This is a genomic window from Pseudomonas brassicacearum subsp. brassicacearum, assembly GCF_008801605.1.
Taxonomy (GTDB): Bacteria; Pseudomonadota; Gammaproteobacteria; order Pseudomonadales; family Pseudomonadaceae; genus Aquipseudomonas; species Aquipseudomonas brassicacearum.
Genome location: NZ_VZPJ01000013.1, coordinates 50,711 through 76,975, shown reverse-complemented (window position 1 = coordinate 76,975; position 26,265 = coordinate 50,711). Strand labels below are relative to the sequence as shown.

Here is a 26,265-nt window from a genome sequence, read left to right as displayed (position 1 = left end):
GCCCGCGATAACGGTATGTCAGTCGACATCCCCGTTGAACCTACTGCCGCCATCGCGGGCAAGCCCTGCTCCCACAGGAGATCACCGAACTATTTTTCAGGAAATCACCATGAGCTTTATCACCGACATCAAGACCTTCGCCGCCCTGGGCAGCGGTGTGATCGGCAGCGGCTGGGTCAGCCGGGCCCTGGCCCATGGCCTGGACGTTGTCGCCTGGGATCCGGCACCAGGTGCCGAAGCGGCGTTGCGCAAGCGCGTCGCCAACGCCTGGGGCGCCCTGGAAAAACAAGGCCTGGCACCCGGCGCTTCGCAAGATCGGCTGCGCTTTGTCGCAACCATCGAAGAATGCGTGCGCGACGCCGACTTCATTCAGGAAAGCGCCCCCGAGCGCCTGGAGTTGAAACTCGAATTGCACGGCCAGATCAGTGCCGCCGCCAAGCCGAACGCGTTGATCGGTTCCAGTACCTCGGGGCTGCTGCCGAGCGAATTCTACGAAGGCGCCACCCATCCGGAGCGCTGCGTGGTCGGGCACCCGTTCAACCCGGTCTACCTGTTGCCGCTGGTGGAAGTGGTCGGCGGCAAAAACACCGCGCCCGAAGCCGTGCAGGCGGCGATGCAGGTGTACGAATCCCTCGGCATGCGGCCACTACATGTGCGCAAGGAAGTGCCCGGTTTCATTGCCGACCGCCTGCTCGAAGCGCTGTGGCGCGAAGCCCTGCACCTGGTCAACGACGGGGTAGCGACCACCGGAGAAATCGACGATGCGATCCGTTTCGGTGCCGGCTTGCGCTGGTCGTTCATGGGCACGTTCCTGACCTACACCCTAGCCGGCGGCGATGCCGGCATGCGGCACTTCATGGCCCAGTTCGGCCCGGCGCTGCAACTGCCGTGGACTTACCTGCCAGCGCCTGAGTTGACCGAGAAGCTGATCGACGACGTGGTGGATGGCACGAGCGCGCAATTGGGCAGCCACAGCATCTCGGCCCTGGAGCGCTATCGTGATGATTGCCTGCTGGCGGTGCTGGAGGCGGTGAAGACCACCAAAGAAAAGCATGGGATGACCTTTGCCGAGTAACTGATCGTTCCCATGCTCTGCGTGGGAATGCAGCCCGGGACGCTCCGCGTTCCGAATGAAGCGTGACGCAGAGCGTCACAAGAGGCGTTCCCACGCAGAGCGTGGGAACGATCATGCTCGGAGACAGCCATGCCCACCCTCACCACCTACCAAACCCGCATCCTCCCCGAATGGGTCGATTACAACGGCCACCTGCGCGATGCCTTCTACCTGCTGATTTTCAGCTACGCCACCGACGCGCTGATGGACCGGCTCGGCCTGGACAGCCAGAACCGCGAAGCCAGCGGCCACTCGTTGTTCACCCTCGAACTGCACCTGAACTACCTGCACGAAGTGAAGCTCGACGCCCAGGTCGAGGTGCATACGCACATCATCGGCCACGACGCCAAACGCCTGCACCTCTACCACAGCCTGCATCTGGTCGGCGGTGATAAAGAGCTGGCCGGCAATGAACAGATGCTGCTGCACGTCGACCTGGCCGGCCCGCGCTCGGCGCCTTTCACCGAACAGGCCCTGGGCCGGCTCAGCGCCCTGCTCGACGAACAATCCGACCTGCCGCCGCCGCTGTACATCGGCCGGATCATCGCCCTGCCTCTCCCCCGATAGGCCGCGAACAGGAGATCGCCATGAACACCGCCGCCGCCTTTGCCGACTTCCGCCGTTACCCCCTGATCTCCCCATTGACCGCCGCCACACCGTTGACCGACCGGGTGCAAGTGACGTGGGCCGATGGCCGGGCCAGCCCCTTTCATCACCAGTGGCTGCGGGACAACTGCCCTTGCCCTCAATGCGTCTACAGCGTCACCCGCGAGCAGGTGCTGGAAATCGTCGACGTCCCTGAAGACATCACCCCCCGCGCAACCTACCTCGATGACGAAGGCTGCCTGTGCGTGGACTGGCAGGACGGCCACCAGAGCCGTTTCGATCCGGGCTGGTTGCGCGCCCACGCCTACGATGATCAGTCCCGAGCCGAGCGCCTGGCGAACAAGCCCCGACGCCAACTGTGGCGGCACGACCTGCAATTGCCAGTGTTCGACTACCCGGCGCTGATGGACGACACCGATGCGTTGTTGCAATGGTTGCTGGCGGTGCGCGACATCGGCCTGACCCAGGTGCGCGGCGTACCCACCGAACCCGGCTCGCTGAAACGGATTGCCCAGCGCATTTCCTTTATTCGCGAGAGCAACTTCGGTGTGCTGTTCAATGTGCAGTCCAAGGCCGATGCCGACAGCAACGCCTACACCGCTTTCAACCTGCCGCTGCACAGTGATTTGCCGACCCGGGAATTGCAGCCGGGGCTGCAATTCCTGCATTGCCTGGTGAATGACGCCGACGGCGGCGAGAGCATTTTTGTCGACGGGTTTTCCATTGCTGAAGCGCTGCGCCATGAAGACCCCGAGGCCTTCGACGCGCTGTGCCGGATCCCGGTGGAGTTTCGCAACAAGGACCGTCGCAGCGACTACCGCTGCCTGGCGCCCATCATCGCCCTGGACGCCCTCGGCCAGGTTTCGGAAATCCGCATGGCGAACTTCCTGCGTGGGCCGTTCGACACCACGGTCGAGCAGATGCCCAAGCTTTACCGCGCCTACCGCCGCCTCATTGCCCTGACCCGCGAGCCACAATTTCGCCTGATACAGCGTCTCGAGCCCGGCCAGCTCTGGTGCTTCGACAACCGCCGCACGCTCCACGCCCGCAATGCCTTCGACCCGGCTTCCGGGGCCCGGCATTTCCAGGGGTGCTATGTGGATCGGGATGAGTTGTTGTCGCGGATTCTGGTGTTGCAGCGCTAGACCGCGTCATCGTTCATCGCGAGCAAGCTCGCTCCCACAGGGGTTCTGCGTCGTTCACAAAATCTAATGTGAGCGAGCTTGCTCGCGATGACAATCCACCAGACACCCAAGCTTGCCCTGATTCACAGGCAAAAAAATCCCCGATCAAGCCGTGACAGGATCGGGGCAGGTTGCGTTACTGGAGGAGCTGTCGCGCGAGGGTGACCAAACCATCGTGATTCAGCTTGAGGTCAGTGTGCCCAGTCCAGCCCCGTGCAAGTTAGCCGAAAACGACGCCTCCATAGTCATTCATGACATTGCGACCATTTGCCCTTGCCGCCGCTTCGGGTCGCTACCAGAATCGAGACACGACCCCAATCCCTGAACAAGGAAAAGCGTCATGATGTACGCCGATTTGATCGACCAGGAAGACCTGCTGGGCCATCTCAAGGCCCTGGGCCTGCAAATACCCAGTGGCTCCACCGCCGAGCAGGCATGCGAGTGCGCCGTGCGGGGGCTGGACACTGTCCGTGCCAATGAATTGCGGCGGATGGTCAAGGAGATGTACACCAGCAGCGCCACTATCCTGCCGGCGGTGCGCCAGGCGATCGATAAGCAGCTGTTGCCGGCTCTGACGGACTACCAGCAAAACCATAGCGCCTGACAAAACCTGTGGATTTTGTTGACCGGGTACATATCCATTGCTGCGGTAACGGCCACTTAGGGTTCCGCCCTGACGGCGGGTCACTTTCGAAAAGCCGGAATGCCGGCCCAGGCGAAAGTAACCAAAGCGCTTATGCCCCACCACTCGGTGCCTCGCCTAGGCTCGGCATGCCCGAACGCAAGCATTGGTCCGTGGGCCGCCGCAAGGCGGCCTAGTAGCCGACCTGGCTCTCCCCGTCGTACACCCATCAGATCTGTGGGAGCAAAGCTTGCTCGCGAGACGGCCTTACAGCCGGCCTATCTCTCCAGCCATACCCCCCAGCTTGCTCGCGATAAAGGCGCTGCGGTCTTAGAGCCTCACGCTGGCAAACGTCGATTCATTACGCGCCTGGCTCAGCGCCGACAGCGGGCCGGACAATGGCGACAGTACCAGCGCCTGCGGCAGCGGCATCATCGCCACCTGTTGCGTGGTGTTGGAACCGACACGCTCGTCCCGTGGCGGAATGCCGAAGTATTCGCGGTAGCACTTGGAGAAGTGCGGAGTGGAGACGAAGCCGCACACCGAGGCCACTTCGATGATCGACATCGGCGTCTGCTTGAGCAGTTGCCGTGCACGGATCAGCCGCAGCTTGAGGTAATAGCGCGATGGCGAGCAGTGCAGGTATTTCTGGAATAACCGCTCCAGCTGACGCCGGGACACGGCGACGTACACCGCCAGCTCGTCCAGGTCGATCGGCTCTTCGAGGTTGGCCTCCATCAGCGCGACGATTTCCTGCAACTTCGGCTGGTTGGTGCCGAGCATGTGCTTGAGCGGCACACGCTGGTGATCCTGTTCGTTGCGGATACGCTCGTAGACAAACATTTCCGAGATCGCTGCCGACAGTTCACGACCGTGATCGCGGCTGATCAGGTGCAGCATCATGTCCAGCGGCGCGGTGCCACCGGAGCTGGTGAAGCGGTTGCGATCAAGGGTGAACAAACGGGTGCTCATCGACACCCGTGGGAAAGCTTCCTGCATTGCCGCCAGGCATTCCCAGTGCACGCTGCAATCGAAGCCGTCCAGCAGGCCGGCGCAGGCCAGGGCCCAACTGCCGGTACAAACCGCGCCGAGGCGACGGGATTGGCGGGCCTGGCTCTGCAGCCACGACACGTGTTCACGGGTCACGGTGCGCTGGATGCCGATGCCGCCACAGACGATGACAGTATCCAGGGCTGGCGCCTTGTGCATCGAGGCGTCGGGGGTGATCTGCAAGCCGTCGCTGGCCCAGACCTGGCCGCCATCGACCGTAAGGGTGGTCCAGCGATACAGCTCGCGACCGGACAGTTGGTTGGCCATGCGTAGCGGTTCTACCGCGGACGCCAGGGAAATCAGCGTGAAATTGTCCAGCAGCAAAAAGCCGATGGATTGAGGCGCACGGTTCTGGGGTTGGGCCCCGGAGTTGGACGTCGTCATCGCGGTATCTCCTCACACAAAGCGGGTGATGGCCTCAGGCGGAGGCTCTTTTTATTGGTTATTGCCCTCGTTCTCACAAAGGAGCTGGGCTTTACAGCAATAGAGCAATTGCCATGCCTAAAATTGAATACGCGTTCAATAAATCCTGAAAACGACATCACGACCTGTCTAAATAAGGCGTACATCGAGTACGGGTTATGAGCGCCATCAATGGCGGCAGGCACCTGCCACAGCGGACCGTGAGCAGTTCGGTAGCACTTGTGGGTACTGGGCTGCGCCGCTTGCGCAACGAGTATCACCACAGGTGCGGATGACGGACGGTCGAGCGCGATTCAGTGGCTGGCTCGACAACAGGGGGCTTGTCTGTTTGCGACGCGCTAAAAGGTGGCGCGTTTGCAGATTGGTGTTCATTTTGTGAGCGGTTTTCGCTCTTGTGGATAAAGGGAATCATCTGTGGGAGCAAAGCTTGCTCGCGATGGCGGTATGCCAGTCGACATCCATGTTGAATCTACTGCCGCCATCGCGGGCAAGCCTTGCTCCCACAGAGAATCCCCTTGCTACAGAGGATGCGAGAACGCGATTCAGCACTCCACCGCACTGACCGCCAAACCACCGCGCGAGGTCTCTTTGTATTTGTCATGCATGTCGGCACCGGTATCACGCATGGTGCGGATCACCCGGTCCAGGGAGATGAAATGCTGGCCATCCCCGCGCAGGGCCATTTGGGCGGCGTTGATGGCCTTGACCGCGGCGATCGCATTGCGCTCGATGCACGGCACCTGCACCAGGCCGCCCACTGGGTCGCACGTCAGGCCGAGGTTGTGTTCCAGGCCGATTTCCGCCGCGTTGCACAGTTGCTCCGGCGTGGCCCCGAGAATTTCCGCCAGGCCCGCCGCCGCCATGGCGCAGGCCGATCCCACTTCGCCCTGGCAACCGACTTCGGCGCCAGAAATCGATGCGTTCTTCTTGCACAGGATCCCGACCGCCGCCGCACCGAGGAAATAATCCACGACGTTGGCGTCGGTGACCGCTTCGCTGAACTTCATGAAGTAATGCAGCACCGCCGGAATGATCCCCGCCGCGCCATTGGTCGGCGCCGTGACCATGCGCCCACCGGCGGCGTTCTCTTCATTGACCGCCAGGGCGAACAGGTTGACCCACTCCATGGCGCTGAGGGTCGAGCCGATGACATTGGGTTTGTTCAGCTCTTGCAGGCTGCGATGCAACTTGGCCGCCCTTCGACGCACATTCAAGCCGCCCGGCAGGATGCCTTCATGCTTGAGACCCTGCTCGACGCAATCCTGCATGGCCCGCCAGAGCTTCATCAGGCCGCTACGGATCTCGTCTTCCGAACGCCAGACCTTTTCGTTGGCCATCATCAAGTCGGCCACCCGCAGGTTGTGGCTGCGGCACAACTGGAGCAACTCTTCGGCGCTGGAAAAATCGTAAGGCAGTTCGGTGCGATCCAGGTCCACCACACCGCTGGCGGCCTGGGCCTGATCAACGACAAAACCACCGCCGACCGAGTAATAGGTGTCACGGTGCAGCTCGCCGTTGGCGGCCTCGGCCACCAGCGTCATGGCGTTGGGATGGAATGGCAGGTTTTCGTCGATCAGGCGCATGTCCCGGGACCAGATGAACGGCACCGACAGGCGACCGTCCAGCAGCAGGGTCTGGGTGTCGCGCAGTCGCTCGACGCGCACACCAATCTGCGACGGATCGATCGCGTCCGGCCACTCGCCCATCAAGCCCATGATCACCGCGTTATCGCTGCCATGGCCGATGCCTGTGGCTGAAAGCGAACCGTAGAGCTGAACTTCCACCCGCGCTACTTGTTCCAAAAGTCCTCGCTCACGCAAACCTTGCACGAACAAGGCGGCGGCCCGCATCGGGCCCACGGTGTGTGAGCTGGACGGGCCGATACCGATTTTGAACAGGTCGAACACGCTGATTGCCATTGCCGAAAACCTCCAGAACAGGCACATCCGGGCGCAGGAGCGTCCGGTGACGGAGCTGCTACGCTCAACGCCGGGATGGCCGCATCATCCGGTTTTTGCCTTGGGGTCCGACGTCTGACACCGACGCAATCATGCCCAGCAACGCCGCCCCGTCCTGGCCCCGGTTTTGCGCCGTTTTTCTGCGTATCAGGGCCCCGCCAGGGGCGGAAAAAATCTGTAAACGACGTCACCAACACTGGATGCGACCCTCCCTGTACTGGATACGACCCACCCTGTAGGCGTCAGATTTGCACTGGTACATGATCGGTTACGGCTCGTTTGCAAGGCCGCGTGTCAGAGAGTGCCCACGCGCCACCAACCGCAACATCCAATAAGCGCGGTTGTCCTGACCGGACACCGCCGATAAAACACCAGGAGTCCACCCATGAAAGGTTCCACATCGTTGTTGTTGGCCGCCATGCTGAGTCTTCCGATGCTGGCCAACGCTGCTGAACCCCAACAGTGCAGCACCGTCAACTTCTCCGACGTCGGCTGGACCGACATCACCGTGACCACCGCCACCACCAGCGTGGTGCTCGACGCCCTCGGCTACAAGACCAAGACCACCATGATTTCCGTGCCGGTGACCTATAAGTCCCTGGCCGACGGCAAGAACATGGACGTGTTCCTCGGCAACTGGATGCCGACCATGGAAAACGACATCAAGGCCTACCGCGAAGCCGGCACCGTGGAAACCGTGCGCACCAACCTCAAGGGCGCCAAGTACACCCTCGCCGTGCCTCAGGCTTTGTATGACAAAGGCCTGCACGACTTCGCCGACATCCCCAAATTCAAGAAAGAGCTGGACGGCAAGATCTACGGGATCGAACCCGGCAACGACGGCAACCGCCTGATCCAGAGCATGATCGAAAAGAACGCCTTCGGCCTGAAGGACGCGGGCTTCAAAGTCGTCGAGTCGAGTGAAGCCGGCATGCTTTCGCAGGTCGACCGCGCCGCCAAGCGTGGCACCGACGTGGTGTTCCTCGGCTGGGCGCCACACCCGATGAACACCCGCTTCAAGATCCAGTACCTGACCGGCGGCGACGACTTCTTCGGCCCCGACTTCGGTGCCGCAACCGTGGCGACCAACACCCGCAAGGGCTACAGCCAGGAATGCAGCAACGTTGGCCAGCTGTTGAAAAACCTGGAGTTCACCGTCGACATGGAAAGCACGCTGATGGGCAACGTGCTCGACGACAAGATGAAGCCGGAGGCTGCCGCCAAGGCCTGGCTGAAGAAAAACCCACAGGTACTCGATACCTGGTTGGCTGGCGTGACCACCATTGACGGTAAACCTGGCCTGGACGCCGTGAAAGCCAAGCTTGCGCAGTAACTGCTTATGTTATGCCGGGCGGGTTCGCTCGCCCGGGCTGTTTATTCCCTTGCATGCGGACGTTCACTACCATGCTCATTGATCAGAAAATACCCTTAGGCCAGTACATTGCCGGCTTCGTCGAATGGTTGACGCAACACGGCGCCAGCACCTTCGACGCAATCGCACTGTTCCTGGAAACGATGATTCACGGCGTGACGTTTGCGCTGACCTGGTTCAATCCCCTGGCCCTGATCGGCCTCATTGCGCTATTGGCGCACTTCATCCAGCGCAAATGGGGCCTGACCGTATTCGTCATCGCGTCCTTCCTGCTGATCCTCAACCTGGGTTACTGGCAAGAGACCATGGAAACCCTCGCCCAGGTGCTGTTCGCGACCCTGGTTTGCGTACTGATCGGCGTGCCGCTGGGCATTGTTGCCGCGCACAAGCCGATGTTCTACACCCTGATGCGTCCGGTGCTCGATCTGATGCAGACCGTACCGACCTTCGTTTACCTCATTCCTACCCTGACCCTCTTCGGGCTGGGTGTGGTCCCAGGCCTGATCTCCACGGTGGTGTTCGCGATTGCCGCGCCTATCCGCCTGACCTACCTGGGCATCCGCGACGTACCGGACGAACTGATGGACGCCGGCAAGGCCTTCGGCTGCTCCCGACGCCAGCTCCTGTCGCGCATTGAACTGCCCCATGCGATGCCAAGCATCGCGGCCGGTATCACCCAGTGCATCATGCTGTCGTTGTCGATGGTGGTGATCGCCGCACTGGTGGGCGCCGATGGCCTGGGCAAACCCGTGGTCAACGCACTGAACACCGCCGATATCGCCCTGGGCTTCGAAGCCGGCCTGGCGATCGTGCTGCTGGCGATCATGCTCGACCGAATCTGCAAACAACCCGACGCCAAAGTAGGGGGTGACGCATGAGCATAATCCGTTTTGAAGACGTTGACGTGATCTTCTCCAGGGATCCACGCGAAGCCCTCAAGCTGCTCGACCAGGGCATGACCCGCAACGAAATCCTGAAGAAAACCGGGCAAATCGTCGGCGTGGAAAAAGCCAGCCTGGACATCGAGAAAGGCGAAATCTGTGTCTTGATGGGCCTGTCCGGCTCCGGCAAATCCAGCCTGCTGCGCTGCATCAACGGCTTGAACACCGTCAGCCGCGGCAAGCTGTTCGTCGAACACGAAGGCCGGCAGATCGACATCGCCTCCTGCACCCCCGCTGAACTGAAGATGATGCGCACCAAGCGCATCGCCATGGTGTTCCAGAAGTTCGCCCTGATGCCTTGGCTGACGGTGCGCGAGAACATCAGCTTCGGTCTGGAAATGCAGGGCCGTCCTGAGAAAGAACGCCGCAAGCTGGTGGATGAGAAGCTCGAGCTGGTGGGCCTGACCCAATGGCGCAACAAGAAGCCCGACGAATTGTCCGGCGGCATGCAGCAACGGGTCGGCCTGGCCCGCGCCCTGGCGATGGACGCCGACATCCTGCTGATGGACGAACCCTTCTCGGCCCTCGACCCGCTGATCCGCCAGGGTCTGCAGGACGAACTGCTGGAGCTGCAACGCAAGCTGAGCAAGACCATCGTATTCGTCAGCCACGACCTCGACGAAGCCCTGAAGCTGGGCAGCCGTATCGCGATCATGAAAGACGGCCGGATCATCCAGTACAGCAAGCCGGAAGAAATCGTGCTGAACCCGGCGGACGACTACGTGCGCACTTTCGTCGCCCACACCAACCCGCTCAACGTCCTGTGCGGTCGCAGCCTGATGCGCACCCTGGACAACTGCAAGCGCATCAACGGTTCGGTGTGCCTGGACCCGGGCGGCGACTCCTGGCTCGACCTCGCCGAAGGCAACACCATCAAGGGCGCCCGGCAGAACGGCGCGGCACTGGACCTGCAAAACTGGGTACCGGGCCAAGCCGTCGAAGAGCTGGGTCGGCGTCCGACCCTGGTGGACTCCAACATCGGCATGCGCGACGCGTTGCAGATTCGCTACCAGACCGGCAACAAACTGGTGCTCCACGATAACCAGCAAGTCGTCGGGATCCTGGGCGACAGCGAGCTGTACCACGCGCTGCTGGGCAAGAACCTGGGCTGAGCCAACGCCAGCAAAAACGCCGCGAGATGAACGCGGCGTTTTTGTTTGGGTGGTTCTGAACTGCTGACTAGCTTGACCTGGAATGCAAATCTCCTCGCCACAACAGCATTCCAGCGATCAAGCGATCAAGCGATCAAGCGCATTTGGCCTACATGCCAACCGACGAGTGTTATAAAGACATCCCCAAAAGTCCTCGCCCCGGCAAATAGCGACGACTTGTCATAGAACTTATTTTTTGTTGATTGAACGTTCAATCAAAACAAAATAGACTGGCTTTCGTTCCGGCAGACGACATTCGTGCGCCGGATGGCCTAAGGAGATGTGCTAGATGCCCAAGGTCGGTATGCAACCCATCCGCCGCCAACAACTGATCGAAGCCACGTTGCAAGCGGTCGATCAAGTCGGCATGGGGGACGCCAGCATTGCGCTGATCGCCCGTTTGGCCGGTGTCTCCAACGGCATCATCAGTCACTACTTTCAGGACAAGAATGGCCTGATCGCGGCCACGGCCCAGTACCTGATGACTGTCCTGAGCGAGAACGTCACCGCACGCCGCCAGGCGCTGGAGGACACAAGCCCCCGGGCTCACCTCAAGGTGATCATCGAAGGCAACTTCGACGCCAGCCAGGTCAATGGTCCGGCAATGAAAACCTGGCTGGCCTTCTGGGCCACCAGCATGCACCACCCGTCTTTGCACAGGTTGCAGCGGATCAACGATCACCGTCTGTATTCCAACCTGTGTAGCCAGTTCCGCCGCGTGTTGCCCGTCGATCAGGCGCGCAGCGCAGCAAGGGGCCTGGCCGCGCTGATTGACGGTTTGTGGCTGCGCGGAGCGCTGTCGGGAGACGCGTTCGATACCGCCCAGGCGCACCAGATCGCTTACGAATACATGGATTTCCAACTGGCCAAAGCAGGGGCACCAGAGCACACAGAACCGCTCGACTCCTGAACCGCCGCCGAACCGCGTAGTCAGCTATAAACGACACGCCCGGTGGTCAGCCAACCACTTATGCACTTGCGAGGACTTTATGGCCCGTTTCGAACTGCAAAAACTCTACATCGATGGCGCGTACAGCGATGCCAGCGGCGACGCCACTTTCGAAGCCATCAACCCTGCCAACGGTGAAGTCCTTGCCCAAGTGCAGCGTGCGACGTTCGAGGACGTCGAGCGCGCCGTGGTCAGCGCCGAAAAGGGCCAGAAAGTCTGGGCCGCCATGACCGCCATGCAGCGTTCGCGCATCCTGCGTCGCGCCGTCGACATCCTGCGCGAGCGCAACGATGAGTTGGCCGCCCTGGAAACCCTGGACACCGGCAAGGCCTACTCCGAAACCCGCTACGTCGACATCGTCACTGGCGCCGACGTGCTGGAATACTACGCCGGCCTGGTGCCTGCCATCGAAGGCGAGCAGGTTCCGCTGCGCACCACTTCATTCGTCTATACCCGTCGCGAGCCCCTGGGCGTAGTGGCCGGTATCGGCGCGTGGAACTACCCGATCCAGATCGCCCTGTGGAAATCCGCCCCGGCCCTGGCAGCCGGTAACGCGATGATCTTCAAACCGAGCGAAGTCACCTCGCTGACCACCCTGAAACTGGCCGAGATCTACACCGAAGCCGGCGTTCCAGCGGGTGTGTTCAACGTCCTGACCGGCAGCGGCCGTGAAGTCGGCACCTGGCTGACCGAGCACCCGCGCATCGAAAAAATCTCCTTCACCGGCGGCACCGACACCGGCAAGAAAGTCATGGCCAGCGCCTCGAGCTCTTCGCTCAAGGACGTGACCATGGAACTGGGCGGCAAGTCGCCGCTGATCATCTTCGACGACGCCGACCTGGATCGCGCCGCCGACACCGCGATGATGGCCAACTTCTACAGCTCCGGTCAGGTCTGCACCAACGGCACCCGCGTGTTCGTGCCGAGCCACCTCAAGGCCGCCTTCGAAGCCAAGATCGCCGAGCGCGTGGCACGCATCCGCATCGGTAATCCTGAGGACGAAAATACCAACTTCGGCCCACTGGTGAGCTTCGCCCACATGGAAAGCGTGCTGGGCTACATCGAGAAAGGCAAAGCCGAAGGCGCTCGCCTGCTGTGCGGCGGCAGTCGCCTGACCGACGGCGAATTGGCCAAGGGCGCGTTCGTCGCCCCGACCGTGTTCACCGATTGCACCGACGAGATGACCATTGTGCGTGAAGAAATCTTCGGCCCGGTGATGAGCATCCTCACCTATGACACCGAAGAAGAAGTGATCCGCCGCGCCAACGACACCGACTTCGGCCTGGCCGCTGGCGTCGTCACTCGCGACCTGAACCGCGCCCACCGTGTGATCCACCAGCTCGAAGCCGGTATCTGCTGGATCAACGCCTGGGGTGAGTCGGCCGCTGAAATGCCGGTCGGTGGCTACAAGCAATCGGGCGTGGGCCGGGAGAACGGCATCAGCTCGCTGAACAACTTCACACGCATCAAATCGGTACAGGTCGAGTTGGGCGATTACACGTCGGTGTTCTGATCTGGCATTGCTTCGCCGGCCAGGCCGCCATCGCGAGCAAGCTCGCTCCCACATTGGGATGAAATCTCCTGTGGGAGCGAGCTTGCTCGCGATCGAGTGCAAAGCACTCGCCAACCCTGAACCCAATTCCAGAAGAGGGTGCATTTCATGTCCCAAACATTCGATTACATCATCATCGGTGCCGGTTCGGCCGGTAACACCCTGGCTACCCGCCTGACCGAAGACGAAGGCGTCACCGTCCTGCTGCTCGAAGCCGGCGGCCCGGACTATCGCTTGGACTTCCGCACGCAAATGCCCGCCGCCCTGGCGTTCCCGCTGCAAGGCCGGCGCTACAACTGGGCCTACGAGACCGACCCGGAGCCACACATGGATGGCCGCCGCATGGAATGCGGTCGCGGCAAGGGCCTGGGCGGTTCTTCGCTGATCAACGGCATGTGCTACATCCGCGGCAACGCCCTGGACTATGACAACTGGGCCAAGCTGCCGGGCCTGGAAGACTGGACCTACCTCGATTGCCTGCCGTATTTCCGTAAAGCCGAAACCCGCGACATCGGCCCGAACGACTACCACGGAGGCGACGGCCCGGTCAGCGTGACCACGCCCAAGGCCGGCAACAACCCGCTGTTCCACGCCATGGTCGAAGCCGGCGTACAGGCCGGTTACCCGCGTACCGAAGACCTCAATGGCTACCAGCAGGAAGGTTTCGGCCCGATGGACCGTACCGTCACGCCCAATGGCCGCCGGGCCAGTACCGCACGCGGTTACCTGGACATCGCCAAGAAGCGCTCGACCCTGACCATCGTCACTCACGCCCTGACCGACAAGATCATCTTCGAAGGCAAACGCGCGGTCGGCGTGCGTTACCTGGTGGGCGCCGCCGAAGAGCGCGTCGAAGCCCGGGCGCGCAAGGAAGTGCTGCTGTGCTCCGGCGCCATCGCCTCGCCGCAGATCCTCCAGCGTTCCGGTGTCGGCCCAGCCAAGCTGCTGGAAAGCCTCGACATCCCGGTGGTTCACGATCTGCCAGGCGTCGGTGAAAACCTGCAGGACCACTTGGAGCTGTACCTGCAATACGCCTGCACCCAACCGGTTTCCCTGTATCCGTCGCTGCTCTGGTACAACCAGCCGGCCATCGGTGCCGAGTGGCTGTTCAACGGCACCGGGATTGGCGCCAGCAACCAGTTCGAGGCCGGTGGTTTCATCCGCACCCGTCCAGAATTCGATTGGCCGAACATCCAGTACCACTTCCTGCCAGTGGCGATTAACTACAACGGCAGCAACGGGGTGAAGGAACACGGTTTCCAGGCGCACATGGGCTCCATGCGCTCGCCAAGCCGCGGCCGGATCCAGGCCAAGTCCAAGGACCCACGCCAGCACCCGAGCATCCTGTTCAACTACATGGCGACCGAGCAGGACTGGCAGGAATTTCGCGATGGCATCCGCCTGACCCGCGAGATCATGCAGCAGCCGGCGCTCGATCCGTTCCGTGGCCGCGAGATCAGCCCGGGCATCGAGGTGCAGACGGACGAGCAGTTGGACCAGTTCATTCGCGAACATGCCGAAACCGCGTTCCACCCGTCCTGCTCGTGCAAGATGGGCACCGACGACATGGCGGTGGTGGACGGCGAAGGCCGCGTGCATGGCATGCAAGGGTTGCGCGTGGTGGATGCCTCGATCATGCCGATCATCACCACCGGCAACCTGAACGCGCCGACGATCATGATCGCAGAGAAAATCGCCGACAAGATCCGCGGCCGCAAGCCTCTGCCACGCAGCACCGCACCGTACTTCGTGGCCGGCGATGCGCCGGTGCGTGGCAGGCCAATGCGTGAAGTGGGGCCTACCGCCCAGTAAGGCGCTGCACCGCAATCGCGAGCAAGCTCACCCCCACAGGGGATTGGTGGTGGACGCAGATTTTGTGCCCACCAAAGTTCCACTGTGGGAGCGAGCCTGCTCGCGATAGCGTCCACCCTGACACCCCAAATGCCTATCTGCCTTGATCCCTCCCCCGCCCAGGCCTAATCTAGAGCCGCCGCGTCAACGCGCCGCACCTCGCTGCACCGCCACTCCAGACAAGGAGGTTCCATGTTCGACTTCCACCCCCAGCTCAAGCAGCGTTTTGCTGCCTTGCGCACGGGCGCTGAATTCTTTTCCCTGCGTTACGTGCGCGAGTCCGGCCAGCACCTGTCGGTGCGCAAGAATGTCGCCGAACCGCCCAGTCTGGGCCGTGATGAAGGGGCGATGCTCACCGTGCGGGTCAACGGGGTCGAGGCGTATGCCGCTACCAACGACCTGTCCCAGGCCGGCCTGCAAGCGGCACTGGAACGCGCCGAGAAACATGCTCGCGGGCTCAAGCCCCATGCCCTGCTGGACCTGCGTGAGCAAGCGGTGTCCAGCGACCGCGCCGATTACTTCTCGCCGAATTTCGACCAGGCCTTCCCGCCACTGAGCGATTGTTACCAATTGCTCGGCGACGAGTCAGCCGCAGTGCCCCAGGACGAGCGCCTGGTGAACTGGCAAGCCAGCATCGGCCTGACCCAGGTCGAGCAGATCTACCTCAACAGTGCCGGCGCTGAACTGCGCCAGGCCCAACGCTTCATCTACCCGGCCCTGGAAGTCACCGCCTTCGACGGCAACGACAGCCAGACCCGCACCCTGGGCCGGGAAAACTTCGGCCAGCAAGGCGGCTTCGATGTGATCAGCCGCAGCGGCCTGATCGGCGCCGGGCTGAAAATCGCCGACCAGGCCCTGCAATTGCTGCTGGCACCGAACACCCCGCAAGGCCCCCGCGACCTGCTGCTGATGCCCGACCAGATGATGTTGCAGATCCACGAATCCATCGGTCACCCGCTGGAACTGGACCGCATCCTCGGGGACGAACGCAATTACGCCGGCACCAGCTTCGTCAAGGCCAGCGATTTCGGCCACCTGCAATACGGCTCCAGCCTGTTGAACGTGACCTTCGACCCGAACATTCCCGAGGAGCTGGCGAGCTACAGCCATGACGATGACGGCAGCGCCGCCAGCAAGCAGTTCCTGATTCGTGAAGGCCTGTTGCTGCGTCCACTGGGCGGCGCGCTGTCACAGTTCCGGGCTGGCCTGGACGGTGTCGCCAACAGCCGGGCCTGCGGCTGGAATCGTCCGCCCATCGACCGCATGGCGAACCTGAACATCGAACCCGGCGACCAGACGCTGGAACAACTGATCCAGGGCACCGAGCGCGGCGTGCTGATGCGCACCAACCGCTCCTGGTCCATCGACGACGCCCGCAACAAATTCCAGTTCGGCTGCGAGTGGGGCCAGTTGATCGAGAACGGCGAGCTCAAGGGCGTGGTGAAGAACCCCAATTACCGCGGCATTTCCGCACAATTCTGGAAGAGCCTGCGCGCCGTGGGCGATGCCAGTACCTCCCGGGTCCTGGGCACGCCGAACTGTGGCAAGGGCGAACCGAACCAGGTCATCCGTGTCGGCCATGCGTCGCCGGCCTGTGTGTTCAGCAACGTTGATGTGTTTGGAGGGGATGCCTGATATGAGCACCGTCAATAATCAGGCCGAGGCATTCAAGGTATTGGTCGACTGGCTGCGCGATGCCCTGCATGAGCAGGAACAGTTCACCTTGGGTTACGCCGCCGAGTCCTCGGCCTTCGTGCGTTTCAACCACGCCAAGGTGCGTCAGGCCGGGCAGGTGCAGCAGGCCAATGTCAGTTTCAAATTGATCGACGACGGGCGTCACGCCGACTTGCAGATCACCTTGTCCGGCGACACCGAGACCGATCTGCAACGCCTGTCCGATGGCCTGCAACAACTGCGCGAAACCTTGCCGCTGCTGCCCCGCGATCCATACCTGTTGCTCAACCACAACCACTGGCAGAGCCATAACGTGCAGGACCATCCGCTGCCGGACACCGAGCAGGTCGTGGCGCAAATCACCCGCGCCGCCGAAGGCCTGGACCTGGTGGGGTTCTATGCAGCCGGGCCCATCAGCCGCGGTTTCGCCAGTTCGTCGGGAGCGTTCGGCTGGCATCAGGCCAACAGCTTCAACTTCGATTTCAGCCTGTTCCATGAAAACGGCCAGGCGGTAAAAGCCAGCTATGCCGGGCATGCGTGGAGCAGCGAAGGGTTTGCCCGGCGCTTCGAGCAGGCCCGCGAGCAGCTGGCATTTCTCGGCCTGCCGCTGCGCACGTTGCCGCCCGGCGAATACCGCGCCTACCTGGCACCGGCCGCCCTGGAAGAGATCATGGGCATGCTCAGTTGGGGCGGGTTCTCGGCCCGGGCGATTGCCAGCAAGCAGAGCCCGTTACAGAAGTTCTACGCCAACGAAGCAAGCTTGAGCCCCAACGTGTGGCTGAGCGAGCAGGTCAGCGGTTCCTTGAGCCCGGCGTTTTCCGACGAAGGTTATCCCCGCGATGACCTGGGGCTGATCGCCAAGGGCACGGCCAATGCGCAGTTGGTCAACTCCCGCAGCGCCGCCGAATACGGCCTCACCGCCAACGGCGCCAGCAGCTACGAATACCCCACGGCGCTGGACATGCAGGGCGGGCAACTGGAGCACAAATACATCCTCGAACAACTTGGCACCGGGCTATACATCAGCAACCTCTGGTACCTGAACTACTCGGACCAACCGGCCGCCCGCCTGACCGGCATGACCCGCTTCGCCACGTTCTGGGTCGAGAACGGCCAGATCGTAGCGCCGGTCAGTACCATGCGCTTCGACGACAGCGTCTACAGCCTGCTCGGCTCGCAACTCGAAGGCTTGACCCGAGAGCGGGAACTGCTGCTCTCGGCCAGCACCTACAGCCAGCGGGCCACGGCCTCGATGTTGCTGCCGGGGGCGCTGGTCAAGCGGTTGACCTTGACGCTGTAAAAAAGCATCGCAGGCAAGCCTTGCTCCCACAGGATGTACGCCGTACATGTGGGAGCAAGGCTTGCCCGCGATGAAGCCAACAGACACCCGAACACAAACAAGAGGTCCCATGCCCAACCGTGCACCGCTCGACGCCGTCACCGCCCGCTGGCTTCCGTGGGTGGTGGCGATTGCCTTCTTCATGCAGTCCCTGGACGGGACCATCCTCAACACGGCCCTGCCCGCCATGGCCGGTGATCTGGCGGAAAACCCGCTGCGCATGCAGGGCGTGATCATTGCCTACATGCTCACCGTGGCGTTGCTGATCCCGGCCTCGGGCTGGATCGCCGACCGCTTCGGCACCAAGAAGATTTTCTTCGGGGCAATCCTGCTGTTCAGCTTCGGCTCGTTGCTGTGCGCCTTGTCCAGTTCGTTGAGCATGCTGATCGGCGCCCGGGTCATCCAGGGCCTCGGTGGAGCGCTGATGCTGCCGGTGGGCAGGCTGGTGGTGCTGCGGGCGTATCCGCGCTCGGAACTGGTGCGGATCATGGGCTTCATCACCATCCCAGGCCTGCTCGGCCCACTGATCGGGCCGACCATGGGCGGCTGGATGGTCGAGTACCTGACCTGGCACTGGATCTTCATCATCAACCTGCCGGTGGGCGTGCTCGGCTGTTATGCCGTGTGGAAGTTCATCCCCGACCTGCGGGGCAGCGAGCGCACGCGGTTCGATGGGTTGGGGTTCCTGCTGTTCGGCGCGGCGATGGTGCTGATCACCATCGCCATGGAAGGTCTGGGTGAACTGCACCTGCCGCACCTGCGCGTGATGTTGCTGCTGTTCGGCGGCATGGCCTGCCTGGCGGCCTATTGGCTGCGGGCCGGGCACGTCGAGAACGCGCTGTTCCCGCCGTCACTGTTCAAGACCCGGACCTTCGCCGTGGGCATTCTTGGCAACCTGTTCGCGCGCCTGGGCAGCGGTGCGCTGCCATTCCTGGTGCCGTTGCTGCTGCAAGTCGCCCTGGGCTATTCACCGTCCCAGGCCGGGATGAGCATGCTGCCCCTGGCGGCGGCGGCCATGGTCGCCAAGTCCGTGGCCCGGCCGCTGATCGAACGCCTGGGCTATCGCATCGTCCTGACCGGCAACACCCTGGCCCTGGGCCTGATGCTGGCGAGCATGGGCCTGGTCAGTGAACAGACGCCGTACTGGCTGCTGCTGGCGCAACTGGCGGTGCTGGGGGCGATCAACTCGCTGCAATTCACCGCGATGAACACCGTGACCCTGATCGACCTGGACGACGCCAGCGCCAGCAGCGGCAACAGCCTGCTGTCGGTGGTGGCGCAACTGTCCCTGAGCCTCGGCGTGGCCTGCGCCGGCGCCCTGCTCGGCGGCTTTACCGCCCAGGTGGGTAACGATGGGGTGGAGACCGTACTGGGGGCGTTCCAACTGACGTTCGTCACGGTGGGGATCATGGCGATGCTGGCGGCGACGATTTTTTCCCAGTTGTCACGCGAAGACGGGCGACGGGTGAAACGCCCGGATGAGCATATCGAACACTAAGTCGCTTCGTGGCTTGGAGATTTTGTGGGAGCAAGGCTTGCCCGCGATACAGGCGACTCGGTTTTCCTGGGGGAAATGCGTCGCCTGCATCGCGAGCAAGCTTTGCTCCCACAGTTTCACCGTTTCACAGTTCCACAGTTCCACAGTTCCACAGTTCCAGAGCTCCCACAGTTTCTGGAATTGCCAGCCCCCCAGGGCAGGCCCTGCCCTCACAGCTCGTCCAGAACTTTCGAAGAAAGTGGCACGAGGCTGCTACACTGCGCGACATTTTGTTTTGCAGGCCAGTCCCGTGACCACCATTGCCACCGCTTTTAATACTTTGCCGCTGTCCGCCGCCATGCTGGCTAACCTCGAATCACTCGGTTATGCCCAGATGACGCCGATCCAGGCGCAAAGCTTGCCGGTGATCCTCAAGGGCATGGACCTGATCGCCCAGGCCAAGACCGGCAGTGGCAAGACCGCCGCCTTTGGCATCGGCCTGCTGAACCCGATCAACCCGCGTTTCTTCGGCTGCCAGGCCCTGGTGATGTGCCCGACCCGCGAGCTGGCCGACCAGGTCGCCAAGGAAATCCGTCGCCTGGCCCGCGCCGAAGACAACATCAAGGTCCTGACCCTGTGCGGCGGTGTGTCCTTCGGCCCGCAGATCGCCTCCCTGGAACACGGCGCCCACATCATCGTCGGCACGCCAGGACGCATCCAGCAGCACCTGCGCAAGGGTTCGCTGGTCCTGGACGGCCTCAACACGCTGATCCTCGACGAAGCCGACCGCATGCTCGACATGGGTTTCTACGACGCCATCGAAGACATCATCCAGCAGACCCCGGAACGCCGCCAGACGCTGCTGTTCTCCGCCACCTACCCGGTGGGCATCAAGCAACTGTCGTCCAAGTTCATGCGTAACCCGCAGCAAGTGAAGGCCGAGGCGTTCCACTCCGACGCGCAGATCGAGCAGCGCTTCTACGAGATCTCTCCCGAGGAACGCATGGACGCAGTGGTCAAGGTCCTGGCGCATTTCCGCCCGGCCTCCTGCGTGGCGTTCTGCTTCACCAAGCAGCAGGTCCAGGAAACCGTCGATCACCTGACGTCCAAGGGCATCTCGGCCGTCGGCCTGCACGGTGACCTGGAACAGCGCGACCGCGACCAGGTTCTGGCGATGTTCGCCAACCGCAGCACCTCGGTGCTGGTGGCCACCGACGTGGCGGCCCGCGGCCTGGACATCGATGCCCTGGACATGGTGATCAACGTCGAACTGGCCCGGGACTCTGAAATCCACATCCACCGCGTCGGCCGCACTGGCCGCGCCGGGGAGAAAGGCATCGCCATCAGCCTGGTGGCGCCATCCGAAGCCCACCGCGCCCAGGCCATCGAGCAACTGCAGAAGTCGCCGCTGAGCTGGGACCAACTGGACAACCTCAAGTCTCAAGGTGGTGGCCCGCTGTTGCCGGCCATGAGCACCCTGTGCATCGGTGCCGGGCGCAAGGACAAAGTCCGCCCCGGCGACATCCTCGGCGCCCTGACTGGCGAGGCCGGCATCCCCGGCACCCAGGTCGGCAAAATCGCGATCTTCGATTTCCAGGCCTACGTGGCAGTGGAACGCGGCATCGCCAAACAGGCCCTGCAACGCCTGAACGATGGCAAGATCAAGGGCCGCTCGTTGCGGGTGCGGATCCTGTAACCGATCGCCTGAAGAACAGAGATCAAACTGTGGGAGCGAGCTGTGTGGGAGCAAGGCTTGCCCGCGATGAAAACGCCGCGGCCTCTTGAGGACCGCAGCGCCTGGATCGCGAGCAAGCTTTGCTCCCACACAGCTCGCTCCCACATTCAGTTATGTGGGAAAGCTGAGAGGACACCGTTTTGCGCTCTACCGAAGTCGTGATCATTGGCGCTGGCGCCGCGGGGTTGATGTGCGCGCTGACCGCGGCCGCGCGCGGACGGCAGGTGATGTTGCTGGACCACGCCAACAAGGCCGGCAAGAAAATCCTCATGTCGGGCGGTGGGCGCTGCAATTTCACCAACATGTACACCGAGCCAGGCAATTTCCTCTCGCAGAACCCGCACTTCTGCAAGTCGGCCCTGGCCCGCTACACCCAGTGGGATTTCATTGCCCTGGTGGCCAAGCACGGCGTGCCCTATCACGAGAAAAAGCTCGGCCAGTTGTTCTGCGATAACAAGTCCAGCGACATCCTCGGCCTGCTGTTGGATGAGTGCGACCAGGCCGGCGTCAGCCTGCACCTGGATACCTCGATCACGCAGATCGAAAGAACCGACAGCGGCTACCTGCTGCAAACCACCCTCGGCGCCCTCGCCTGCCAGTCCCTGGTGATCGCCACGGGCGGGCTGTCGATCCCGACCCTGGGGGCGACCGGTTTCGGCTATCAGGTGGCAAAACAGTTTGGCCATGAACTGCTGCCAACCCGCGCCGGCCTGGTGCCGTTCACCATCACCGATCAGCTCAAGACCCTCTGTACTGAACTCTCGGGCACGTCGGTGGATTGCCTGGTGAGCTGCAACGACCAGAGCTTTCGCGAGAACATCCTGTTCACCCACCGCGGCCTGAGCGGTCCGGCGATCCTGCAGATTTCCTCGTTCTGGGAATCGGGGGACACGGTGCAGATCAACCTGTTGCCCGACCACGACGTGCCGCAATGGCTGCAACAGCAGCAGGCCGAACGCCCCAACAGCGAACTCAAGACGTTGCTGGGCGAGTTGTTCACCAAGAAAATGGCCAACCTGTTGGCGGACACCTGGTTCGTGTCCAAACCCATGAAGCAATACACCCATGCGGAGCTGGCAGACATCGCCGAAAAACTGGCGAGCTGGAACGTCGTCCCCGCCGGCACCGAAGGCTACCGCACCGCTGAAGTCACCCTGGGCGGCGTCGACACTCGGGAAGTCTCGTCCAAGACCATGGAATCGCTGAAAAGCCCCGGGCTGTATTTCATCGGCGAAGTGCTGGACGTCACCGGGCACCTGGGCGGGTTCAACTTCCAGTGGGCGTGGGCGTCGGGGTATGCGGCGGCGCAATACGTCTGACCCGACACGACTCGAATGCGGGCAATAACCCTGTGGGAGCGAGCTTGCTCGCGAAAGCGGTGTGTCAGCCACTATTGAATTGCCTGATACACCGCTATCGCGAGCAAGCTCGCTCCCACAGGGGTTCGGGGTATACCCCGGAACACTTTTTGCTGTCAGATGTGATCGCCGCCATTGCGTCGGCGTCATTACTGCCTCAATTTAGCGTCATTGCCCGTCAGGCCCGTGCACTTCATGTCAGCGAATTCGTTTAGCCAGTCTTTGCGTCGCCTTTGGGCGTTGGATAAGTTCAGTTATAGCGTGCGGGTCTTCATCGCCCTGACCGGCAGCATGGGGCTGTGCTGGTACCTGGACGAAATGGTGCTGCTGATTCCCTTGTTCCTGGGCATCATCGCCAGCGCCCTGGCCGAGACGGACGACAGTTGGCAGGGCCGCCTCAACGCGCTGGCCGTGACCCTGGTGTGCTTCACCGTCGCGGCGTTGTCGGTGGAGTTGCTGTTCCCCTACCCCATCCTGTTCATCATCGCCCTGGCACTGGCGGCCTTTGGCCTGACCATGCTTGGCGCCCTGGGTGAGCGCTATGGCGCCATCGCCTCGGGCACGCTGATTCTTTCGGTCTACACCATGATCGGCGTGGACCAGCGCGGCGGCGCAGTCAACGATTTCTGGCATGAACCCCTGCTGCTGGTCGCCGGTGCCGCGTGGTACGGCTTGCTGTCGGTGTTGTGGCAGGCGTTGTTTTCCAACCAACCGGTGCAACAAAGCCTGGCGCGGCTGTTTCGCGAACTGGGGCGCTACCTGAAACTCAAATCGTCGCTCCTGGAGCCGATCCGCCAACTGGACGTCGAAGCCCGCCGCCTGGAACTGGCCCAGCAAAACGGCCGGGTGGTCGCTGCGCTCAACAGTGCCAAGGAAATCATCCTGCACCGCGTGGGCAATGGCCGCCCCGGCTCGAAAGTCAGCCGGTACCTGAAACTGTACTTCCTGGCCCAGGACATCCACGAACGCGCCAGCTCTTCTCACTATCCCTACAATGCCCTGGCCGAGGCCTTCTTCCACAGCGACGTGCTGTTCCGCTGCCAGCGCCTGCTGCGTCAACAAGGCAAGGCCTGCCAGGCACTGGCCGAGTCGATCCAACTGCGCCAGCCGTTCGTCTACGACGCCACCTTTGCCGAGGCCCTCAACGACCTGCACGCGTCCCTGGAACACCTGCGTATCCAGAGCAACCCGGCCTGGCGCGGCCTGCTGCGTTCGTTGCGGGCACTGTCGGTGAACCTTGCCACCATGGACCGCCTGCTCAGCGATGCCAGCAACCCCGACGCCCTGGCCGACGCCACCGACAGCAGCCTGCTCGACCGCTCGCCGCGCAACCTCAAGGATGTCTGGCTGCGCTTGCGCACGCAGCTGACGCCCACTTCGTTGCTGTTCCGGCATGCCCTGCGCTTGCCCCTGGCACTGAGCGTGGGCTACGCCATGGTGCATCTGATCCACCCGTCCCAGGGTTATTGGATCATCCTCACCACGCTGTTCGTCTGCCAACCCAACTACGGCGCCACCCGGCGCAAGCTCGGCCAGCGGATCATCGGCACCGCCATCGGCCTGACAGTGGCCTGGGCGCTGTTCGATCTGTTTCCCAACCCGCTGGTGCAATCGAGCTTCGCCATTGCCGCCGGGGTGGTGTTCTTTACCAACCGCACGACCCGCTACACCCTGGCGACGGCGGCGATCACCATCATGGTGCTGTTCTGCTTCAACCAGGTGGGCGACGGCTACGGGCTGCTGTTGCCGCGGCTGTTCGATACCTTGCTCGGCAGCCTGATTGCCGGGCTTGCGGTCTTCCTGTTCTTGCCCGACTGGCAGGGCCGACGGCTGAACAAGGTGCTGGCCAACACGCTGACCTGCAACAGCATCTACCTGCGGCAGATCATGCAGCAGTACGCCGCCGGCAAAAGCGACGACCTGGCCTATCGCCTGGCCCGACGCAACGCCCACAACGCCGATGCCGCGTTGTCCACCACGCTGGCCAACATGCTGATGGAGCCGGGGCATTTCCGCAAGGAAGCCGATGTTGGGTTCCGCTTCCTGGTGTTGTCCCACACCCTGCTCAGCTACCTGTCGGGCCTGGGCGCCCACCGGGGCACCGAACTGCCGGCGCAGGTACGCGAGCAACTGATCGATGGCGCGGGGGTGAAGCTGGCGACGAGCATCGACGAAATCGCCCAGGGCCTGGCGAGTAAAACGCCGATTGTGGTCCAAAGCGACGAGGAGGAGGCCCTGGCCAATGAGCTTGAGCAGATGCCCGATGAGATCGACGAAGGCCAGCGGTTGGTGCAGACACAGTTGGGGTTGATCTGCCGTCAGCTCGGTCCGTTGCGAACCTTGGCGGCGCATTTGGTCAAGGACACCAGCGAGGCTTGAGGGCTGTGGTGTTTACACTGTCGCCATCGCGAGCAAGCTCGCGATGAGGCCAGCCCGGGCACCCTACATCCCGTGAGCTTTCAATAACCGCGCGTAACTCCCATCCGCCTTCATCGCCGCGATCTCCCGGTCAAACCCCGCCACGATCTGCTCATGCTCCGGGTTCTTCAAGCTGACCAGGATGTGCAGGCTGTTTTCACTCAATGCCTTGGGCAAAAATTCCACGGCGTTACGCACCTTGGCGGATTCGCGGGCCAGGTAATAGCGGGCGACGTACTCGTCTTCCAGGGTCAACTTCACGCGATCGGCAGCCAGCATGCGCACCGCCATCGCGAAGTTATGCACCGGGACTTTTTGCATTTGCGGGTCTTCGTCGAAGTCCTTGGAATAGGCGTAGCCGCGAACCACGGCGATGGGATAGGCACGCAGCTGTTGCAGGCTGTCAAACTGGATCGCTTCGTCCTTGCGCTTGATGAAGCGCACACGGTTGAGCAGATACTCGGCCGAGAACTGGCCGATGTGAGTGCGCTCCTCGCTGTACCAGGCGTTGACCAGCACGTCATAGCGGCCCTCGCCGATGCCCAGCATCGCCCGGGCCCAGGGCACCTGTTCGAAGTCCGAGGCATAGCCGGCCCGTGCCAGGGCCGTGCTGACGATATCGGTCGCCAGGCCACCATTGATCAACGTGGAGTCGGTAAAGGGTGGCCAGCCATCGGCGACCAGACGCAGCTTTTGCGCGCAGGCCTCGTAGCTCAGTAACAACAACCCGATCAATGCAAGAGCTCGATGCAATCGCGGCATGCCAAACGTCCTTGACGGGTTCAAAGCCCGGTTTGTTTTTAGCCGAAACTCAACAGGCATCCTCAGACACCCGGTCCTAACATTAGCTCATTGGAACCGCTGCGCAGCGCTGTCACGAAGATTACACAAAGACGACAACGCCGCGACAGAGGAATGATGGCATTTTGGTATTTATCACAGATTTTCCGGTCGACCGAGAAAGAGACTTCCGGGCCAAGCACGCTTAATATCGGCATCAGGTTCTTCAGGAAATTCAAAAAAATGGATATCGAGTGGGTCTGTAAACATCACAGTGACCTGAGCAAGGAACAGCTGTATGCCATCCTCAAATTGCGTGCCGAAGTGTTCGTTGTCGAGCAGAACTGCGCCTACCCGGATGTTGACGGCCTGGACCTTGAAGGCGACACGTGCCATTTGATGGCCTGGCAGGACAACCACCTGGTGGCCTACCTGCGCCTGCTCGACCCGCACTCGCAAAACAGTGACGTGGTGATCGGGCGCGTGATCATCGCGCCGCAAGCGCGCGGCCAGGGGCTGGGCCACACGTTGATGGAACAGGCGCTCAAGCAGGCCGAGAAATATTGGCCCGGTACGTCGATCTCATTGTCGGCCCAGGCGCATTTGCAGGGGTATTACGGGCGGTACGGGTTTGAAGTGGTGGGTGTGGAGTATATGGAGGATGGGATTCCGCACATCGGCATGCATCGGCCCTGAGGGCGCCATCGCGAG

Annotated in this window: 20 protein-coding genes; 17 read left to right on the top strand and 3 right to left on the bottom strand. The window is 62.2% G+C overall.

Annotated features, from left to right (window positions below; all coding sequences use genetic code 11):
* Positions 1–109: 109 nt before the first annotated feature.
* The 4 genes from F7R20_RS24865 (at position 110) to F7R20_RS24845 (ending at position 3,508) form a co-directional block, all read left to right on the top strand.
* On the top strand, positions 110–1,075 hold the full coding sequence (locus F7R20_RS24865; protein WP_003206344.1) for an L-carnitine dehydrogenase: 966 nt from the start codon (positions 110–112) through the stop codon (positions 1,073–1,075).
* Positions 1,076–1,204: 129 nt separating this feature from the next.
* Positions 1,205–1,681, top strand: a complete 477-nt coding sequence (locus F7R20_RS24860) for a thioesterase family protein (RefSeq protein ID WP_003206346.1) — start codon at positions 1,205–1,207, stop codon at positions 1,679–1,681.
* A gap of 20 nt (positions 1,682–1,701) precedes the next feature.
* Positions 1,702–2,865, top strand: a complete 1,164-nt coding sequence (locus tag F7R20_RS24855) for a gamma-butyrobetaine dioxygenase (RefSeq protein WP_003206347.1) — start codon at positions 1,702–1,704, stop codon at positions 2,863–2,865.
* 379 nt (positions 2,866–3,244) lie between these two features.
* Entirely contained in the window at positions 3,245–3,508 is a 264-nt protein-coding gene (locus tag F7R20_RS24845; protein WP_003206350.1) for a hypothetical protein, read from the top strand.
* A 348-nt stretch (positions 3,509–3,856) separates the two neighbouring features.
* Here the strand turns inward: F7R20_RS24845 and gbdR are convergent, their stop codons facing one another.
* The gene (gene gbdR, locus F7R20_RS24840) at positions 3,857–4,960 is read right to left on the bottom strand and encodes a choline metabolism transcriptional regulator GbdR (RefSeq protein ID WP_003177576.1); all 1,104 of its coding nucleotides are present in this window, start codon (positions 4,958–4,960) and stop codon (positions 3,857–3,859) included.
* 581 nt (positions 4,961–5,541) lie between these two features.
* Positions 5,542–6,918 (bottom strand): L-serine ammonia-lyase, encoded by a 1,377-nt coding sequence (locus tag F7R20_RS24835; RefSeq protein ID WP_003206352.1) that lies wholly within the window; start codon positions 6,916–6,918, stop codon positions 5,542–5,544.
* 424 nt (positions 6,919–7,342) lie between these two features.
* On the opposite strand from F7R20_RS24835, the gene F7R20_RS24830 reads away from it, so the two are divergent.
* The 12 genes from F7R20_RS24830 to yccS all read left to right on the top strand — a co-directional run bounded on the left by F7R20_RS24830 (position 7,343) and on the right by yccS (position 24,735).
* Positions 7,343–8,290, top strand: coding sequence for a choline ABC transporter substrate-binding protein (locus F7R20_RS24830; protein WP_003206353.1), 948 nt, complete (start codon positions 7,343–7,345; stop codon positions 8,288–8,290).
* A gap of 71 nt (positions 8,291–8,361) precedes the next feature.
* Positions 8,362–9,207, top strand: a complete 846-nt coding sequence (gene choW / locus F7R20_RS24825; protein WP_003206355.1) for a choline ABC transporter permease subunit — start codon at positions 8,362–8,364, stop codon at positions 9,205–9,207.
* Positions 9,204–10,382 carry a choline ABC transporter ATP-binding protein gene (gene choV, locus F7R20_RS24820; protein ID WP_003206357.1) on the top strand — a complete coding sequence of 393 codons (1,179 nt, stop codon included), beginning with the start codon at positions 9,204–9,206 and terminating at the stop codon, positions 10,380–10,382. The genes choW and choV overlap by 4 nt, the downstream gene beginning before the upstream one ends.
* A 328-nt stretch (positions 10,383–10,710) precedes the next feature.
* On the top strand, positions 10,711–11,331 hold the full coding sequence (gene betI, locus F7R20_RS24815) for a transcriptional regulator BetI (protein ID WP_003206359.1): 621 nt from the start codon (positions 10,711–10,713) through the stop codon (positions 11,329–11,331).
* Between the two features lie 79 nt (positions 11,332–11,410).
* A complete protein-coding gene (betB, locus tag F7R20_RS24810) occupies positions 11,411–12,883 on the top strand; it encodes a betaine-aldehyde dehydrogenase (RefSeq protein WP_003206360.1) in 1,473 nt (490 codons plus the stop codon).
* A gap of 147 nt (positions 12,884–13,030) precedes the next feature.
* Positions 13,031–14,734 (top strand): choline dehydrogenase, encoded by a 1,704-nt coding sequence (gene betA, locus F7R20_RS24805; protein WP_003206363.1) that lies wholly within the window; start codon positions 13,031–13,033, stop codon positions 14,732–14,734.
* Between the two features lie 231 nt (positions 14,735–14,965).
* Positions 14,966–16,408 carry a TldD/PmbA family protein gene (locus F7R20_RS24800; protein WP_003206365.1) on the top strand — a complete coding sequence of 481 codons (1,443 nt, stop codon included), beginning with the start codon at positions 14,966–14,968 and terminating at the stop codon, positions 16,406–16,408.
* 1 nt (position 16,409) lies between these two features.
* A complete protein-coding gene (locus F7R20_RS24795; RefSeq protein ID WP_003206366.1) occupies positions 16,410–17,747 on the top strand; it encodes a TldD/PmbA family protein in 1,338 nt (445 codons plus the stop codon).
* Between the two features lie 70 nt (positions 17,748–17,817).
* Entirely contained in the window at positions 17,818–19,284 is a 1,467-nt protein-coding gene (gene mdtD / locus F7R20_RS24790; protein ID WP_114731509.1) for a multidrug transporter subunit MdtD, read from the top strand.
* Positions 19,285–19,621: 337 nt separating this feature from the next.
* Positions 19,622–20,959, top strand: coding sequence for an ATP-dependent RNA helicase DbpA (gene dbpA, locus F7R20_RS24785; protein WP_230494465.1), 1,338 nt, complete (start codon positions 19,622–19,624; stop codon positions 20,957–20,959).
* A 179-nt stretch (positions 20,960–21,138) separates the two neighbouring features.
* Positions 21,139–22,317, top strand: a complete 1,179-nt coding sequence (locus F7R20_RS24775) for a BaiN/RdsA family NAD(P)/FAD-dependent oxidoreductase (protein WP_003206369.1) — start codon at positions 21,139–21,141, stop codon at positions 22,315–22,317.
* A 234-nt stretch (positions 22,318–22,551) separates the two neighbouring features.
* On the top strand, positions 22,552–24,735 hold the full coding sequence (gene yccS, locus F7R20_RS24770) for a YccS family putative transporter (protein WP_003206370.1): 2,184 nt from the start codon (positions 22,552–22,554) through the stop codon (positions 24,733–24,735).
* Between the two features lie 63 nt (positions 24,736–24,798).
* On the opposite strand, the gene F7R20_RS24765 is transcribed toward yccS, so the two are convergent.
* Positions 24,799–25,536, bottom strand: coding sequence for a substrate-binding periplasmic protein (locus F7R20_RS24765; RefSeq protein WP_003206372.1), 738 nt, complete (start codon positions 25,534–25,536; stop codon positions 24,799–24,801).
* A gap of 261 nt (positions 25,537–25,797) precedes the next feature.
* On the opposite strand from F7R20_RS24765, the gene F7R20_RS24760 reads away from it, so the two are divergent.
* The gene (locus F7R20_RS24760) at positions 25,798–26,250 is read left to right on the top strand and encodes a GNAT family N-acetyltransferase (RefSeq protein ID WP_003206373.1); all 453 of its coding nucleotides are present in this window, start codon (positions 25,798–25,800) and stop codon (positions 26,248–26,250) included.
* Positions 26,251–26,265 lie beyond the last annotated feature (15 nt).